Annotated in this window: 10 protein-coding genes and 1 pseudogene; 3 read left to right on the forward strand and 8 right to left on the reverse strand. The window is 71.2% G+C overall.

Translation table 11 applies throughout. From position 1 onward, the window contains the following. The 6 genes and pseudogenes from AB0E77_RS19465 to rpsO all read right to left on the reverse strand — a co-directional run. A partial coding sequence (locus AB0E77_RS19465) for a hypothetical protein (protein ID WP_361572449.1) occupies positions 1 to 66 on the reverse strand: 66 nt, incomplete at its 3' end. A 29-nt stretch (positions 67 to 95) separates the two neighbouring features. Next, a pseudogene (locus AB0E77_RS19470) lies at positions 96 to 455 on the reverse strand (hypothetical protein); the annotation flags it as partial. 3 nt (positions 456 to 458) lie between these two features. Next, positions 459 to 1211 (reverse strand): 4-hydroxy-tetrahydrodipicolinate reductase, encoded by a 753-nt coding sequence (gene dapB, locus AB0E77_RS19475; protein WP_361572162.1) that lies wholly within the window; start codon positions 1209 to 1211, stop codon positions 459 to 461. Between the two features lie 24 nt (positions 1212 to 1235). Then, entirely contained in the window at positions 1236 to 2615 is a 1380-nt protein-coding gene (locus AB0E77_RS19480) for a pitrilysin family protein (protein WP_361572165.1), read from the reverse strand. Next, complete coding sequence (locus AB0E77_RS19485) at positions 2612 to 4831, reverse strand: polyribonucleotide nucleotidyltransferase (RefSeq protein ID WP_361572168.1); 2220 nt, start codon at positions 4829 to 4831, stop codon at positions 2612 to 2614. The genes AB0E77_RS19480 and AB0E77_RS19485 overlap by 4 nt, the downstream gene beginning before the upstream one ends. A gap of 326 nt (positions 4832 to 5157) precedes the next feature. Then, positions 5158 to 5445 carry a 30S ribosomal protein S15 gene (gene rpsO / locus AB0E77_RS19490; protein WP_006130415.1) on the reverse strand — a complete coding sequence of 96 codons (288 nt, stop codon included), beginning with the start codon at positions 5443 to 5445 and terminating at the stop codon, positions 5158 to 5160. A gap of 301 nt (positions 5446 to 5746) precedes the next feature. Between rpsO and AB0E77_RS19495 the strand changes: the two genes are divergently transcribed. Then, on the forward strand, positions 5747 to 6043 hold the full coding sequence (locus AB0E77_RS19495; RefSeq protein ID WP_361572171.1) for a DUF397 domain-containing protein: 297 nt from the start codon (positions 5747 to 5749) through the stop codon (positions 6041 to 6043). A 79-nt stretch (positions 6044 to 6122) separates the two neighbouring features. Here AB0E77_RS19495 and eccD read toward each other — a convergent pair whose 3' ends face one another. Continuing rightward, positions 6123 to 7634, reverse strand: a complete 1512-nt coding sequence (gene eccD, locus AB0E77_RS19500) for a type VII secretion integral membrane protein EccD (protein WP_361572452.1) — start codon at positions 7632 to 7634, stop codon at positions 6123 to 6125. Between the two features lie 277 nt (positions 7635 to 7911). Here eccD and eccCa point away from each other — a divergent pair, with 277 nt between their 5' ends. After that, on the forward strand, positions 7912 to 11886 hold the full coding sequence (eccCa, locus tag AB0E77_RS19505; protein ID WP_361572174.1) for a type VII secretion protein EccCa: 3975 nt from the start codon (positions 7912 to 7914) through the stop codon (positions 11884 to 11886). A 545-nt stretch (positions 11887 to 12431) separates the two neighbouring features. Further along, entirely contained in the window at positions 12432 to 12839 is a 408-nt protein-coding gene (locus tag AB0E77_RS19510) for a hypothetical protein (protein WP_361572177.1), read from the forward strand. Positions 12840 to 12932: 93 nt separating this feature from the next. On the opposite strand, the gene AB0E77_RS19515 is transcribed toward AB0E77_RS19510, so the two are convergent. Next, positions 12933 to 15062 (reverse strand): serine/threonine-protein kinase, encoded by a 2130-nt coding sequence (locus AB0E77_RS19515; RefSeq protein ID WP_361572180.1) that lies wholly within the window; start codon positions 15060 to 15062, stop codon positions 12933 to 12935. Positions 15063 to 15100 lie beyond the last annotated feature (38 nt).

Consider the following 15100-nt stretch of genomic DNA (forward strand, 5'->3'; position numbering starts at 1 on the left):
CCCGGTGTAGAACGGGATCTCCTCGCGGACGTGCATGCGGGCCTCGGAGCCGCGCAGGTGGCGCATGAGGTCGACGATGCGGTCCAGCTCGTCGGGGCGAGCCGGAACCAGCTGCGCCAGTCGTCGGGAGCCGCCTCCGTCTCGGCCTTGCGGCGGGCGAAGACCTCGTCGGCCGAGTCACGGTCGATGCGGCCGCTGGGGGTGCGCTTCAGCTCGTCGACGGGCAGGCCGCCCTCGGCGTCCAGTTCGGCGGCGAGCTGGTTGGCCCGGCGGACGAACTGGGTGTTCTTCCACAGGAACCACAGGCCGATCGCCGGCAGCACCAGCACCGCCACACCGAGGGTGACGGTGAGCGGGGTGCCGGCGTCGATGAGCATCACGCCGCGGCTGCCGACCAGGACGAAGTAGAAGACCAGGACGACGGCCGTGATGAGGTAGGTGATCTTCGCGCGCATGGCTCAGCCCAGGTCCAGGAAGTGTTCCAGGCCGAAGGTGAGGCCCGGAGTGGTCACCACGCGCCGGGCGCCGAGCAGGATGCCCGGCATGAAGCTGCTGTGGTGCAGGGAGTCGTGCCGGACGGTGAGGGTCTCGCCCTCGCCGCCGAGCAGGACCTCCTGGTGTGCGAGCAGGCCGCGCAGGCGGACCGCGTGCACGGGGACGCCGTCCACGTCCGCGCCGCGCGCTCCGTCGAGGGCGGTGGCAGTGGCGTCGGGCGCCGGAGCGGCGCCTGCCTTCTGCCGGGCCTCGGCGATGAGCTGCGCGGTGCGTGTGGCGGTGCCGCTGGGGGCGTCCACCTTGTTCGGGTGGTGCAGCTCGACGACCTCGACGGACTCGAAGTACGGGGCGGCGATCTGCGCGAACTTCATGGTCAGCACGGCGCCGATGGAGAAGTTGGGCGCGATGAGCACGCCCGTCTCCGGGGAGGCGTCGAGCCAGCCCTTGAGCTGCGCGAGGCGCTCGTCGGTCCAGCCCGTGGTGCCGACGACGGCGTGGATGCCGTGCCGCACGCAGAACTCGAGGTTGTCCATGACCGACGCCGGGGTGGTCAGCTCGACCGCGACCTGCGCGCCGCTGTCGGTCAGCGCGTCCAGCGAGTCGCCGCGGCCCAGGGCGGCGACCAGTTCCATGTCCTCGGCGGCCTCGACCGCCCGCACCGCCTCGGAACCGATCCGGCCCTTGGCGCCGAGGACGGCCACGCGCAGCTTGCTCATGTCTTCTGACTTCCTTACCGGGGGTTAGGCGACGGCGTCGTGCAGCCGGGACGCCTGCTTGTCCTTCAGCGGGCCGATGACCGACAGCGAGGGCCGCCGGCCCAGGACGTCGCGGGCGACGGCGCGGACGTCGTCCGGCGTGACCGAGGCTATCCGGGCCAGCATGTCGTCGACGGACATCTGCTCTCCCCAGCACAGCTCGCTCTTGCCGATACGGTTCATCAGCGCGCCGGTGTCCTCCAGGCCGAGGACGGTGGAGCCCTGGAGCTGGCCGACGGCGCGGCCGATCTCCTCGTCGGACAGCCCGTTCTCGGCGACGTGGTCGAGTTCGTCGCGGCAGATCTTCAGCACGTCGTGGACCTGGGAGGGCCGGCAGCCCGCGTACACACCGAACAGGCCGCAGTCGGCGAAGCCCGAGGTGTACGAGTACACGCTGTAGGCCAGGCCGCGCTTCTCGCGGACCTCCTGGAACAGGCGCGAGGACATGCCGCCGCCGAGGGCGGTGTTGAGGACGCCCAGTGCCCAGCGGCGCTCGTCGGTGCGGGCCAGGCCCGGCATGCCGAGGATGACGTGGGCCTGCTCGGTCTTGCGGCCGATCAGCTCGACGCGGCCCGCGGTGCGCAGGGTGCGCCGGCCCTCGCGCGGGGCGACGGGCGCGGCCACCGGGTCCTTGAAGGCGCCGGCCTTCTCGAAGGCGGCGCGGACCTGGCGTACGACCTTGTTGTGGTCGACGTTGCCGGCGGCGGCGACGACCAGGTGGGTGGGGTCGTAGTGCTTCTTGTAGAAGCGGCGGATGCGGTCGGCGGTGAGGGCGTTGACCGTGTCGACGGTGCCGAGGACGGGGCGGCCGAGGGCGTTGTCGCCGAACATGGTGTGCGCGAACAGGTCGTGCACGCAGTCGCCGGGGTCGTCCTCGGTCATCGCGATCTCTTCGAGGATGGCGCCGCGCTCGACGTCGACGTCCTCCTCGCGGATCAGGGAGCCGGTCAGCATGTCGCAGACGACGTCGATGGCGAGCGGCAGGTCGGTGTCGAGCACGCGCGCGTAGTAGCACGTGTACTCCTTCGCCGTGAACGCGTTCATCTCGCCGCCGACCGCGTCGACGGCGGAGGAGATGTCCAGGGCGGACCTGCGGTTCGTGCCCTTGAAGAGCAGGTGCTCCAGATAGTGGGTGGCGCCGTTCAACGCGGGCGTCTCGTCGCGGGAGCCGACGTGCGCCCAGATGCCGAAGGTCGCCGAGCGGACCGAGGGCAGCGTCTCGGTGACGATGCGCAGGCCGCCCGGGAGGGTGGTCTTGCGGACCGTGCCGATGCCGTTCTCGCCCTTGATCAGGGTTTGGGTACGGGCGACGGCCCGCGCCTCCGAGGAGGTGCGGGCCGTCGCCTTGTTGCCACGGGACGTCACTGGTCGGCGTCGTCCTTCTTCGTCTCGTCGCCTTCCTCGCCCTCGATCACGGGGATCAGGGAGAGCTTGCCGCGGGAGTCGATCTCGGCGATCTCGACCTGGACCTTCTGGCCCACGCCGAGGACGTCCTCGACGTTCTCCACGCGCTTGCCGCCGGCGAGCTTGCGGATCTGCGAGATGTGCAGCAGACCGTCCTTGCCGGGCAGCAGGGAGACGAACGCGCCGAAGGTGGTCGTCTTCACGACCGTGCCCAGGTAGCGCTCGCCGACCTCGGGCATCGTCGGGTTGGCGATGCCGTTGATCGTGGTGCGGGCGGCCTCGGCGGCCGGGCCGTCGGCGGCACCGATGTAGATCGTGCCGTCGTCCTCGATCGTGATCTCGGCGCCCGTGTCCTCCTGGATCTGGTTGATCATCTTGCCCTTGGGGCCGATGACCTCACCGATCTTGTCGACGGGGATCTTCACGGTGATGATCCGCGGCGCGTTCGGGGACATCTCGTCCGGCGTGTCGATCGCTTCCATCATCACGTCGAGGATGTGGAGGCGGGCGTCACGGGCCTGCTTGAGGGCGGCGGCCAGGACGGAGGCGGGGATGCCGTCCAGCTTGGTGTCGAGCTGGAGGGCGGTCACGAACTCCTTGGTGCCGGCGACCTTGAAGTCCATGTCGCCGAAGGCGTCCTCCGCACCGAGGATGTCGGTGAGGGCGACGTAGTGCGTCTCGCCGTTGATCTCCTGGGAGATCAGGCCCATGGCGATGCCGGCGACGGGGGCCTTCAGCGGCACACCGGCGTTCAGCAGCGACATGGTGGAGGCGCAGACCGAGCCCATGGACGTCGAGCCGTTGGAGCCGAGGGCCTCGGACACCTGGCGGATCGCGTAGGGGAACTCCTCGCGCGTCGGCAGCACCGGCACGATGGCGCGCTCGGCGAGGGCGCCGTGGCCGATCTCGCGGCGCTTCGGGGAGCCGACGCGGCCGGTCTCACCGACGGAGTAGGGCGGGAAGTTGTAGTTGTGCATGTAGCGCTTGCGGGTCACCGGGGAGAGGGTGTCCAGCTGCTGCTCCATGCGGAGCATGTTGAGGGTGGTGACGCCCAGGATCTGGGTCTCGCCACGCTCGAACAGGGCGGAGCCGTGGACCCGCGGGATGGCCTCGACCTCGGCGGCCAGGGTGCGGATGTCGGTGACACCGCGGCCGTCGATGCGGGTCTTCTCCTTGATGACGCGCTCGCGGACCAGGGACTTGGTCAGCGCGCGGTACGCGGCGGAGATCTCCTTCTCGCGGCCCTCGAACTCCGGCAGGAGCTTCTCGGCGGCGAGCGCCTTGACGCGGTCCAGCTCGGCCTCGCGCTCCTGCTTGCCGGCGATGGTGAGCGCCTGGGCGAGCTCGGGCTTGACCGCGGCGGTCAGCGCCTCCAGGACGTCGTCCTGGTAGTCCAGGAAGATCGGGAACTCGCCGGTCGGCTTGGCGGCCTTCGCGGCGAGGTCGGCCTGGGCGCGGCACAGCACCTTGATGAAGGGCTTCGCGGCCTCGAGACCGGCGGCGACGACCTCCTCGGTGGGGGCCTCGGCACCGCCCTCGACCAGCTTGATGGTCTTCTCGGTGGCCTCGGCCTCGACCATCATGATCGCGACGTCGCCGTCCTCCAGGACACGGCCCGCGACGACCATGTCGAAGACGGCGTCCTCGAGCTCGGTGTGCGTCGGGAAGGCCACCCACTGGCCGCGGATCAGCGCGACGCGGACGCCGCCGATCGGGCCGGAGAAGGGCAGGCCGGCCAGCTGCGTCGACGCGGAGGCGGCGTTGATCGCCACGACGTCGTACAGGTGGTCGGGGTTGAGCGCCATGATCGTGGCGACGACCTGGATCTCGTTGCGCAGGCCCTTCTTGAAGGACGGGCGCAGCGGGCGGTCGATGAGGCGGCAGGTGAGGACGGCGTCCTCGGACGGCCGGCCCTCGCGGCGGAAGAAGCTGCCGGGGATCTTGCCGGCGGCGTACATCCGCTCCTCGACGTCCACCGTGAGCGGGAAGAAGTCGAGCTGGTCCTTGGGGTTCTTGGAGGCGCTGGTGGCCGACAGCACCATGGTGTCGTCGTCCAGGTACGCCACGGCGGAACCGGCGGCCTGCTTGGCCAGGCGGCCCGTCTCGAAGCGGATGGTGCGGGTGCCGAAAGCGCCGTTGTCGATCACGGCTTCGGCGTAGTGGGTCTCGTTCTCCACTAGTGTTTTCTCCTCGTCTTCGTCCCTCCTCGCCCGTGTGGCGGGGGGACGGTGGCGGAGAAGCGCTCCGTCCTGTGCGGGCCGGTCTTCGATCGAAGCACCCGGGATTCCTCTCCCGGGGGCCACTACCGAGGACCGGCGGCGGCGAGGCGCGCTTCTCCTCGTTTCGTTCGGTGTGCGTGGTGTGCGCCGCCTGTGCGGGCGCCCCTCACGCTGTGTCGTACGTCCTGCGTTGTGTTACCACACTACAAAGCCGCGGTGACACCTCGCACGTACAGCAAAGGGAGCGGCCCCCGAACGATGGGAACCGCTCCCTCCACGGCGTCTTACTTGGCGCCCGCCGCACCGCGGCGGATGCCGAGGCGCTCGACCAGCGCACGGAAGCGCTGGATGTCCTTCTTGGCGAGGTACTGCAGCAGCCGGCGGCGCTGACCGACGAGGATCAGCAGGCCACGGCGGGAGTGGTGGTCGTGCTTGTGCGTCTTCAGGTGCTCGGTCAGGTCGGAGATCCGACGGGACAGCAGCGCGACCTGGACCTCGGGGGAGCCGGTGTCGCCCTCCTTGGTACCGAACTCGGAGATGATCTGCTTCTTGACGGCGGCGTCGAGCGACACGCGTACTCCTCTTTGGACTGTGACTGGCCTTCGAGTGCCCCCGGTCTGCTTCTCGGGGGATCTTCCGTGACTCGGAAGGCGGGGATCCGCTGGGCGCGGCCTCCAGGGCACTGGGCTCCGGGGGCGCGTACACAAACGGCCGTCACACAGCGTACCAGCCTGGGCGGACGCCGTTGTCCGCGGCCTCCGCGGCCGGGGCGTCACCCGTGTCGGTACGGACATCGGCAAACCGCTGAGCTGGGAGAACCCCGCGAAGTAGGGTGACCGCGCATCCGTTGGCACGCAGGAAGGACCGAGCCCGATGGCCGACGCCGAGAACACCGGGAACGCCGAAGTGAAGGCGCGCAAGGAGCGGGAGAGGGACGAGCTGTACTCCCTCGACATCTCCGGCGTCGAGTGGCACAGCGCGCCCGGCACCGAGGAGCACGAGGAGCGGGTCGAGATCGCCCACCTTCCCGGCGGCGCCGTGGCCATGCGGTCGTCGCTCGACCCGGACACCGTGCTGCGGTACACCGAGGCGGAGTGGCGGGCGTTCGTCCTCGGCGCGCGGGACGGCGAGTTCGACCTGGAGCCGGCGCCGGGCAACGGCGCGGGGTGAGGCGGGCGGGGCGGCACGGTGTGCGCCGCCCCTCGGACCGGGGCGGGGTGCGCGCCCCGCTCCCCGCGGCGGGCGCCGGTCAGTCGCTCGTCATCGACCGCGCCGAGGCGTAGACGTCGAAGACCGCCAGCGCGAGGGGGATCAGGGTCAGGAGGACGAAGGCCTCCGCGATCTCCGTGAAGCGGCCCCAGAACGGTGTGACACCCCGCCGGGAGGTGATCAGGCCGATGGCCGTGACCAGCACGACGGCCGCAGCGACGGCCGCAGCGAGCCACACGCTGCGGATGTCGAGGGCGGCGGTGTCGCCCTGGAGCGCGTCACGCCAGTACTCCACGGGCGGGTTCATCGCGAGCCCGAGCCCGAGGAAGACGAGCGAGCCGAGTCCGGCGGCCAGCGTGGCGGCGACCTGTGTGGTGTAGCGGAACAGGTGGGCGCGCATCAGCATCGCGATGCCGGTGGCCAGGGCGAGGAGCTGGGCCCAGACGTCGGCGGAGAAGCTGAGGACGATCGCCGCGCCGACCGCCAGGAGCGCGCAGCCGCCGACCAGCCCCGCGAGGAGTTCGTGACCGCGGCGGGCCTGTGCGGCGACGCGTTCGGCGTCGACGGGCTCCGGGGAGACCGTCTCGTCCGTCGTGTAGGAACCGCGCGAGCCGTTGGGCAGCTCGAAGCCGATGGGCAGCCGGGCGAAGCGCATGGACAGGCCGGGCAGGAAGGCCAGGGCGCACACCGACAGGGGGGCGCAGATCGCGGCCGTCTCCCTGGGCTCGAGGTGCGTCAGCATCGCGATGAAGGTCGTGAGCAGACCGATCGCGGCGGCGAAGACGAACGCCACGAAGGGGCTGTCGCCGCCCGGGGACACCAGCGTCAGCACGACGGCGGCGATCAGGACCGCCGCGCAGGCGAGCAGGAACTGGAGCCGTCCGATGCCCTGGCCGTCGGCGAGCGGCACGAGTCCCGAGCCCGCCACGGCGATGTTCGGGAGGGCGCCGAGGCCCAGGGCGACCGCGGAGCCGCGGTCGTCGTACACCCGGGCGCGGACGCACGCGAAGGTGACCAGCAGGACGCCGGTGACCGCGGCGATGATGCCCTGGAGGCTGTGCATGTCGTGGCGGACCTGGGAACTCCACGCCACGAAGGCGAGCAGCACCGGCAGGACGCCTGCCCCGACCAGGCCGGCGGTGCGCGTGAGCTCGCCGTCCCACAGGGCGCGGTCGCGTGTGACGGCCGAGGCGACCGCCTCCGAGACGTCGTCGATGACGGCGGGGGGCAGCGACGCGGCGAAGGGCCGCAGCGTGAGCAGTTCGCCGTCCAGGATGCGCTGGGCCGCGAAGGACCGGGCGCTGTCGAGGACGGTGCCGTCACGGCGTACGAGGTGGTAGCCGACCGGCGCGCCCTCGGCGGGGCTCTGCTGGGAGAACCTGAGAATCTCCGGGTAGAGGTCGGCGACCGGTACGTCGTCGGGAAGCGCCACGTCGATGCGGCTGTCGGGAGCCACGATGGTGACCCGGCAGAAGCCGAGTCCCGTGCCTGACCCCGCTGGGACTGTGCTGCCCGCTCCGCCGGCCGCGCCGGCCGGCGCGGAGGCCGTCATGCTCACCTGCTGTTCCCCCTCGTCGGTAATACGGGCTCTCGTCGGTGATGCGGGCTGGGCGCGGTAGCGTGGCGCCTCGTCCGCCGGTGGCCGTCGTGTCCGGCCGTCCCGCGCCGCCGCGATCCCCGGCCGATTCGCAACTGTTCACACGTCTCACGGGCACCCTATCGTCCGCCGTTGTCAGCGGGAGTCAGTAGGATCGCCCTTCGCGATCGACGTGCGCCGGACACGGGGCGGCGGGCGGAACGGATCGGCCGGGCAAGGGAATTGGTGCGAAGTGAGTCACATCGTCGTCAAGCGCCCACCACGGGCACTGCCGAAGGACGTGCCCACGCAGGAAGTCGTGCTGCAGCCACCGCCCGAGCTGCCGCGGGGGCAGCAGGAAGGCGCCCTGATGCAGCTCCTGCCCATGCTCGGCATGGGCGGCTCCGTGGTCTTCTTCTTCAACCCGCAGGCCCAGCCGTTCATGAAGATCATGGGCATGGTGATGGTGGCCTCCACGATCGCCATGGGCATCGCGATGCTGGTCCGCTACCGCCGGGGCAACCAGGGGCAGATGGCCGACATGCGCCGGGACTACCTGCGCTACCTGTCCCAGACCCGGGAGTCCGCGCAGACGACCGCGCGGGTCCAGCGCGACGCCCAGTACTACCTGCATCCTTCACCGGAGCAACTGTGGGCGCTGGTCGCCGAGGGCAGCCGGGTGTGGGAGCGGCGCGCCGGTGACGAGGACTTCGGCCAAGTGCGGGTGGGCCTCGGTCCGCAGGCCCTGGCCACTCCCCTGATCGCGCCGGAGACGGCCCCCGTCGACCAGTTGGAGCCGCTCACCACGGGTGCCATGCAGCGCTTCCTCGCCACGCACGGCACCCTCGACGACCTGCCGATGGCGATCTCGCTGCGCGCCTTCTACCACGTGACGGTCAGCGGTGAGACCGGCCCCGTGCGCGCCACCGCCCGCGCCGTCACCGCCTCGCTCGCCTCGCTGCACTCCCCCGACGACCTGGTCGTCGCCGTCGCCACCGGCCGGGAGTCCGCCGGGGAGTGGGAGTGGGCCAAGTGGCTGCCGCACGTGCAGTCCCGGGGCGCCGCGGACGGCGCGGGCAGCATCCGTCTGATCACGACCGACCCGGTGGAGCTGGAGGACCTGCTCGCCGACCGGCTCCAGGGGCGTCCCCGCTTCCACCCTGACGGCCAGCCCGTGCCCGACCAGCCGCACCTGGTCGTCGTGCTCGACGGGGTCTCGCTGCCGCCGACGTCGCTGCTGGCGAGCCCGGAGGGCATGCAGGGCGTCACGGTGCTGGAGGTCATGCCCGGCAGCCTCACCAGCGGACGCGGCGACCTCTCGATCGTCGTGCACCCCAAGGAGCTGCGCCTGGAGTCGGCGCACGGCATGGTCTACGAGGGTACGCCCGACGGCCTGTCGTACGAGGCCGCCGAGGCGCTGGCGCGGCAGCTCGCCCCGCTGCGCATGGCGTCGGGCGGCGACGACGACGAACCGCTGCTCGCCAACCTGGAGTTCACGGATCTGCTCAACCTGGGCGACGCGGCCTCCGTCGACACCCGGCGCACCTGGCGGCCCCGCTCGCAGTCGGAGCGGCTGCGGGTGCCGATCGGCGTCGGCGAGGACGGCCGGCCCGTGATGCTCGACCTGAAGGAGGCGGCGCAGGAGGGCATGGGCCCGCACGGCCTGTGCGTCGGCGCGACCGGTTCCGGCAAGTCCGAGCTGCTGCGCACGCTGGTCCTCGGTCTCGCCGTCACCCACTCCTCCGAGACCCTCAACTTCGTGCTGGCGGACTTCAAGGGCGGTGCCACCTTCGCGGGCATGGCGCAGATGCCCCACGTCGCGGCCGTCATCACCAACCTCGCGGACGACCTGACACTCGTCGACCGGATGGGCGACTCGATCCGCGGCGAGCTCAACCGCCGCCAGGAGATGCTCCGGGACGCGGGCAACTACGCCAACATCCACGCCTACGAGAAGGCCCGCGCCGCCGGTGCCCCGCTGCAGCCGATCCCGTCGCTCGTCCTGGTGATCGACGAGTTCAGCGAACTCCTCACGGCCAAGCCGGACTTCATCGAGATGTTCGTGCAGATCGGCCGTATCGGCCGGTCGCTGGGCGTACACCTGCTGCTCGCCTCGCAGCGCCTGGAGGAGGGCCGGCTGCGCGGGCTGGAGACCTACCTCTCGTACCGGATCGGTCTGCGCACCTTCTCGGCGGCCGAGTCGCGGGCCGCGCTCGGCGTCCCCGACGCCTACGAACTGCCGAACGTGCCCGGCTCCGGCTTCCTGAAGTTCGGCACGGACGAGATGGTCCGTTTCAAGGCCGCGTACGTCTCGGGCGTGTACCGCACGAGCGCCCAGCAGACGGCGTCCTACGGGTGCCCGCTCCCCGTGGACCGCCGGCCCGTGCTGTTCACCGCCGCCCAGGTCCCCGTGCAGTACCTGCCGGTGCCCGCGCAGCGCGAGGAGACCCGGGAGGAGCCCGACGAGGCGCTCGCCGACACGGTCCTCGACGTCATCGTGCGCCGCCTCGAGGCGCAGGGTCCGGCCGCCCACCAGGTGTGGCTGCCGCCGCTGGACAGCCCGCCGTCGCTGGACACGCTGCTGCCGGGCCTCGCGGAGGTTCCGGGCCGCGGCCTGACCCAGCCCGGCTACGAGGGCGCGGGCCGGCTGGTGGTGCCCGTCGGTCTCGTCGACAAGCCGTACGAGCAGCGCCGGGACCCGCTGTGGCTGGACTTCGGCGGCGCGGCCGGCCACATGCAGATCCTCGGCGGCCCGCAGTCCGGCAAGTCGACGCTGCTCCGCGCGATCATCGCCTCCTTCAGTCTCACCCACACTCCGCACGAAGTGCAGTTCTACGGCCTGGACTTCGGCGGTGGCGGCATGTCGGCCGTGGCCGGGCTCCCCCACGTGGGCGGTGTCGCCTCGCGCCTCGACCCCGAGCAGGTACGGCGCACGACGGCCGAGGTCTACGGCGTCATGACCCGCCGCGAGGAGTACTTCCGCACCGCCGGCATCTCCTCCATCGCGGAGTTCCGCAGCCGCCGCGCGCGGGGCGACATCTCCGTGACCGACCAGCCGTGGGGCGACGTCTTCCTGATCATCGACGGCTGGGGCAACTTCCGCACGGACTACGAGGCCCTGGAGCCGTACGTCCTGGACATCGCGGCGCGTGGTCTCGGCTACGGCATCCACCTGATCCTCACGGCGTCCCGGTCCATGGAGGTCCGCAGCAACGTCAAGGACCAGCTGGGGAACCGGCTCGAACTGCGGCTCGGCGACCCCATGGACTCCGAGTTCGACCGAAAGATCGCGGCCAACGTGCCGACGGGTGTGCCCGGCCGGGGCCAGACGCCGCAGAAGCAGCACTTCATGGCGGCGGTGCCGCGCATCGACGGCCTGTCCTCGGACACGGACCTGGCGGAGGCGACGCAGGCGCTCGCCACCGAGGTCTCCCGGCACTGGCAGCAGCCCGGCGCGCCCGCGGTGCGGCTGCTGCCGAGGGAGTTCCCGGCCCGCCAGCTGCCGCCCGGCGACCGGTTCCCCCGGCGCGGAGTCTCCTTCGCGCTCGACGAGGACAGCCTCGAGCCGGTGTTCGTGGACTTCGACCAGGACCCGTTCTTCCTCGTCTTCGGCGAGAGCGAGTCCGGCAAGTCGAACCTGCTGAAGCTCCTCGTCCAGCGCATCACCGAGCGCTACGACGGGGACCACTGCAAGCTGTTCGTCGTCGACAACCGGCGCTCCCTGCTGGGCGTGACCCCGTCCTCGCACCTGGCCGAGTACGTCCCGATGTCGAACCAGATGCAGCACCACATGGACGCGCTCGCCGAGCTGATGCAGCGCCGTACGCCGACCGCCGACGTCACACCGGAGCAGCTGCGTGACCGCAGTTGGTGGAACGGCCCGACGATCTACATCGTCATCGACGACTACGACCTGGTGGCCACGTCCAGCGGCAACCCGCTGGCGGGCCTGACCGAGATGCTGCCCTTCGCCCGGGACGTGGGCGTGCGCTTCATCATCGCCCGCTCCACCGCGGGCGCGGGCCGCGCCGGTTACGAGGCCTTCATGCAGCGCATCAAGGAACTCGGCGCCCAGGGCGTCGTCCTCAGCGGCGACCCGGCGGAGGGCGACCTGCTCGGCGGTGTCCGCCCGCGCCAGATGCCGCCGGGGCGGGGCGTGTTCGTGTCGCGTCGGCGGGGGAAGCCGCTGGTTCAGGTGGGGTTGGTGGAGGACGGGGGCGGGCAGTGAAGATCGTCCGCAGGATCGGTCTCTTCTGTGTACTGCCGCTGGTACTCGCGCTCGCAGCCGCCTACACCTGGTATCGGGTGAGTGACACGGGCCGGGTTGACGCTACGAGGACAAGCTCGCGAGGTACTGCGGTGGCCTGATCCCGTACGACGAGTCGGCGGTCTTCACCAGCCTCGACACCGAGGTCGGCCTCTCCCGGACGGGGAGTACGGGTACGGCGAGACGCCCTTCCGTGTGTGCCAAGTGGCTGACCTCACCGTGTCCGTCGGGCTGATCCCCGCCGACGCGGCCCCCTCGGGCACGGGGGACGACATGCTGAGCATGCTGGGCGGCGGCTCCCCGAACAACCTGCCCGTGGCACTGGGCGGCGGTTGGCGCGGTTACACGGACCTGCGGAACACGGGCGTCGTACTGCCCTGCACCAACAAGGACGCGTCCCTGGTGGTGAGCGTCGCGGGCGACGAGTCCCACGAGAACACCGAGGGGGGTCGCGCGGTGGGGCAGCTCGCCACGGCCGTCGCCCGCAAGGCAGCGAGTCATGCGTCGTGTTGGCGGCCTTCGGCAGCTCCCTGCCCGAGCTCCCGCCCTCGAAGGGGAAGACGGCGCTGCTGAGCGCGTCGGGCACGTGCGCCGGCATCCGGCTGTCGGATTCCGTACCGGACGACTGGATCGACTGGATCGACTGGATCGAGGAGACCAAGGCATCGGACAGCGCCCCGCTGGAGCAGTGCCTCCTCGGCGAGACGGGGGGAAGGGACGAGGTCCTCTACTCCCTGGATGCGGCGTTCGGCCCGTACGCCCAACGGCTGCGGCCGGAGGCGGGCGGCGACGACCCGGACTGGCCTCAGCCCGGCATCACACGGGACAGCGCCAGGGCGACGGCGTCGTGCCCGGGCAGCACCGTGCCGGCGGTGTTCAGCATCGACGCGACGGTCTACGGCTCCGACGGGTGAGTTCCTGGCCTCGGCCCTGCGCATGTTCGCCGAGCGGTCGGCGACGCGGCACGGATGCGGGGAGCTTCGGCTGCCGGGCTGAGACCGTGCCGTTCAGAAGCAGGTGAGGGCGTAGACCGAGCTGTCGCTCATGTAGAAGACGCGGTTGCCGTCGGCGGCCATGCGCAGGCGGTATTGGAACAGGGGAGACACCTGGTAGCCCCATGCCGACTCGCCGTCGGCGGTGGTGACCGTGTCGATGAACAGCCGTTCGTCACCGGTGATGTCAGCCCTCACGACCGACCAGACACCGTGCCCCTGCACCAGCAGAGGGCTCGCGGTGGTGGCATCGCGGTCTCCCCGCCAGACCTCTTCGCCGTTGCTCTTGTCCAGTCGCCTCGGGTAGAAGCCGCCGACGGCGTACACGGCCTCATCGGTGACCACCGGCTGCCCCCACTGGTCCGCGGCGTCCTGGTCCGCGTCGAGCTTCGTACTCCAGAGCGCCTCCCCGTCGCTGAGGCGGCGTGCGTCCAGTGTCTTGCCGTTGAGGTAGACCACGTCGTTCTCGACGGCGGGGCGTACCGAGACGCCGACACGGTCGGTGCGTCGCCACATCGGACGGCCGTCGCTCGTGCGCACGACGAGAACGTTGCCGTCCGTCGTGGGGAGGACCAGCCGGCCCCGCCCGACGACGGCGTACTCGTTGAGCTTCTTGCGGAAGTCGCCAGGCAGGGTCACCGTCCAGACGACCTTGGCGTCCGCGCGTCGCACGCTGCGCAGCCGGTCGTCGTCGGTGACGACGTACACCGCCTCGTCGTCGGCGGCTAGCAGCCACTTCGCCTCGGCCCCGGGGCAGGTCCATCGTGCTGTCCCGGTGGAGGGCACGCGGGTGCGCAGCACGCCATTGTCGTCGGCCCCCGCCACCAGGCGGTCCGAGAGCGACAGATACCCGCGCTTCGGCTGAAGGTCCGGCGCGCTCCAGCGTCGTGTGCCGTCCTTGACGTCGTAGGCGGCGATACCGCCGCTCGCGGCGCCGAGGACGAGGACGTCCCGCACCGGCAGGAGCTTCGGTGAGAAGAGGTCTGCTTCGTCCTCCAGCGACCAGATGGTCGTGGGCTGGTCACCGTAGACCGCGTCAAAGTCGACTGTACCGAGCGGTTCCTCGGGGGTCGGCACGGCGGGTGGGATGTCGAACGGGTCGGTCTTCCTGACCTGGGGAGGTGCCTTCTCCTCCCGGCTGCCGAACCACCATGCCGTCGCACCACCCCCCGCGGCCAGCACCGCGCCCGTCGTGACGAACCCGGTGAGCAGGCGGCGCCGGGTGACGGGAGGTGTGGCGCCACTGCTCGTCAGTGCGGCCTGGCTCGTCAGCTCACGTGAATCGGCTTCGCGCTGCTTGATGGCGTCGGCGAGCTTGCCCTTGCGCCACACCCGGTCAGCACCCTTGGGCGCGGACATGGCTTGCACGATCTGCGGCGGGGTGGGACGCACGGCCGGGTCCTTGGCCAGGCAGGGGGCGATCAGCTCCCGCAGCCGTGGCTCGATGCCGTCGAGCAGGGGCTCGCCGTGGACGACCTGGTACTGGAGTTCCGCAACGTGCCCGCCGTCGAAGGCCCGTCGCCCGGTGGCCGCGTACACGAGCACCGCGCCCAGCGAGAACACGTCGGCCGACGGGGCGACCCGTCGCCCGAGCACCTGCTCCGGCGCTCCGTATCCGGGGGTGACGGGCACCTGACCGGTGCTGGTGAGGGTGAGTCCGTGTTCGGGCCGGGCGATACCGAAGTCGATGACGCGTGGACCGGCCGAGGTGAGGACGATGTTCGGGGGTTTCAGGTCACGGTGGACGAAGCCGGCCGCGTGGATGTCGCCGAGGGTGCGGGCGAGGGAGGCCGCGAGCGCTCTGAGTGCGGGTTCGTCGAGGGGGCCGTGCGTGTCCACCGCGTGGTCGAGTGTGACGCCCGCGAGGTACTCGGTGGCGATCCACGGCCGTGCCGCCTCGGTCTGGGCACCGAGCACTGCCGCGACACCGGGGCTGCGCACCGCCTGCGCCGCCTGCGCCTCACGGACGAAGCGCTGGGCGAGGTCGGTGTCGTGGGCGAGTTCGGGGCGCAGGACCTTGACGGCGGCCAGGCCTCCGGCGGTGTCCTGTCCCACGTACACCTTGCCCATGCCGCCTGCTCCGAGGACGCCGAGGAGGCGGTAGGGACCAAGACGAATCGGGTCTCCGGTACCGAGGGGGTCCATGCGAGGTCCTTCTACTGAGGGGAGGCGGGAGATGTCTG

It is taken from the genome of Streptomyces sp. NPDC032940 (assembly GCF_040636935.1).
Taxonomy (GTDB): domain Bacteria; phylum Actinomycetota; class Actinomycetes; order Streptomycetales; family Streptomycetaceae; genus Streptomyces.

Coding starts and splice junctions, on each gene's coding strand:
- AB0E77_RS19515 (WP_361572180.1), bottom strand. CDS start 15,062: ATGGACCCCCTCGGTACCGGAGACCCGATTCGTCTTGGTCCCTACCGC.
- eccD (WP_361572452.1), bottom strand. CDS start 7,634: ATGACGGCCTCCGCGCCGGCCGGCGCGGCCGGCGGAGCGGGCAGCACA.
- AB0E77_RS19495 (WP_361572171.1), top strand. CDS start 5,747: ATGGCCGACGCCGAGAACACCGGGAACGCCGAAGTGAAGGCGCGCAAG.
- dapB (WP_361572162.1), bottom strand. CDS start 1,211: ATGAGCAAGCTGCGCGTGGCCGTCCTCGGCGCCAAGGGCCGGATCGGT.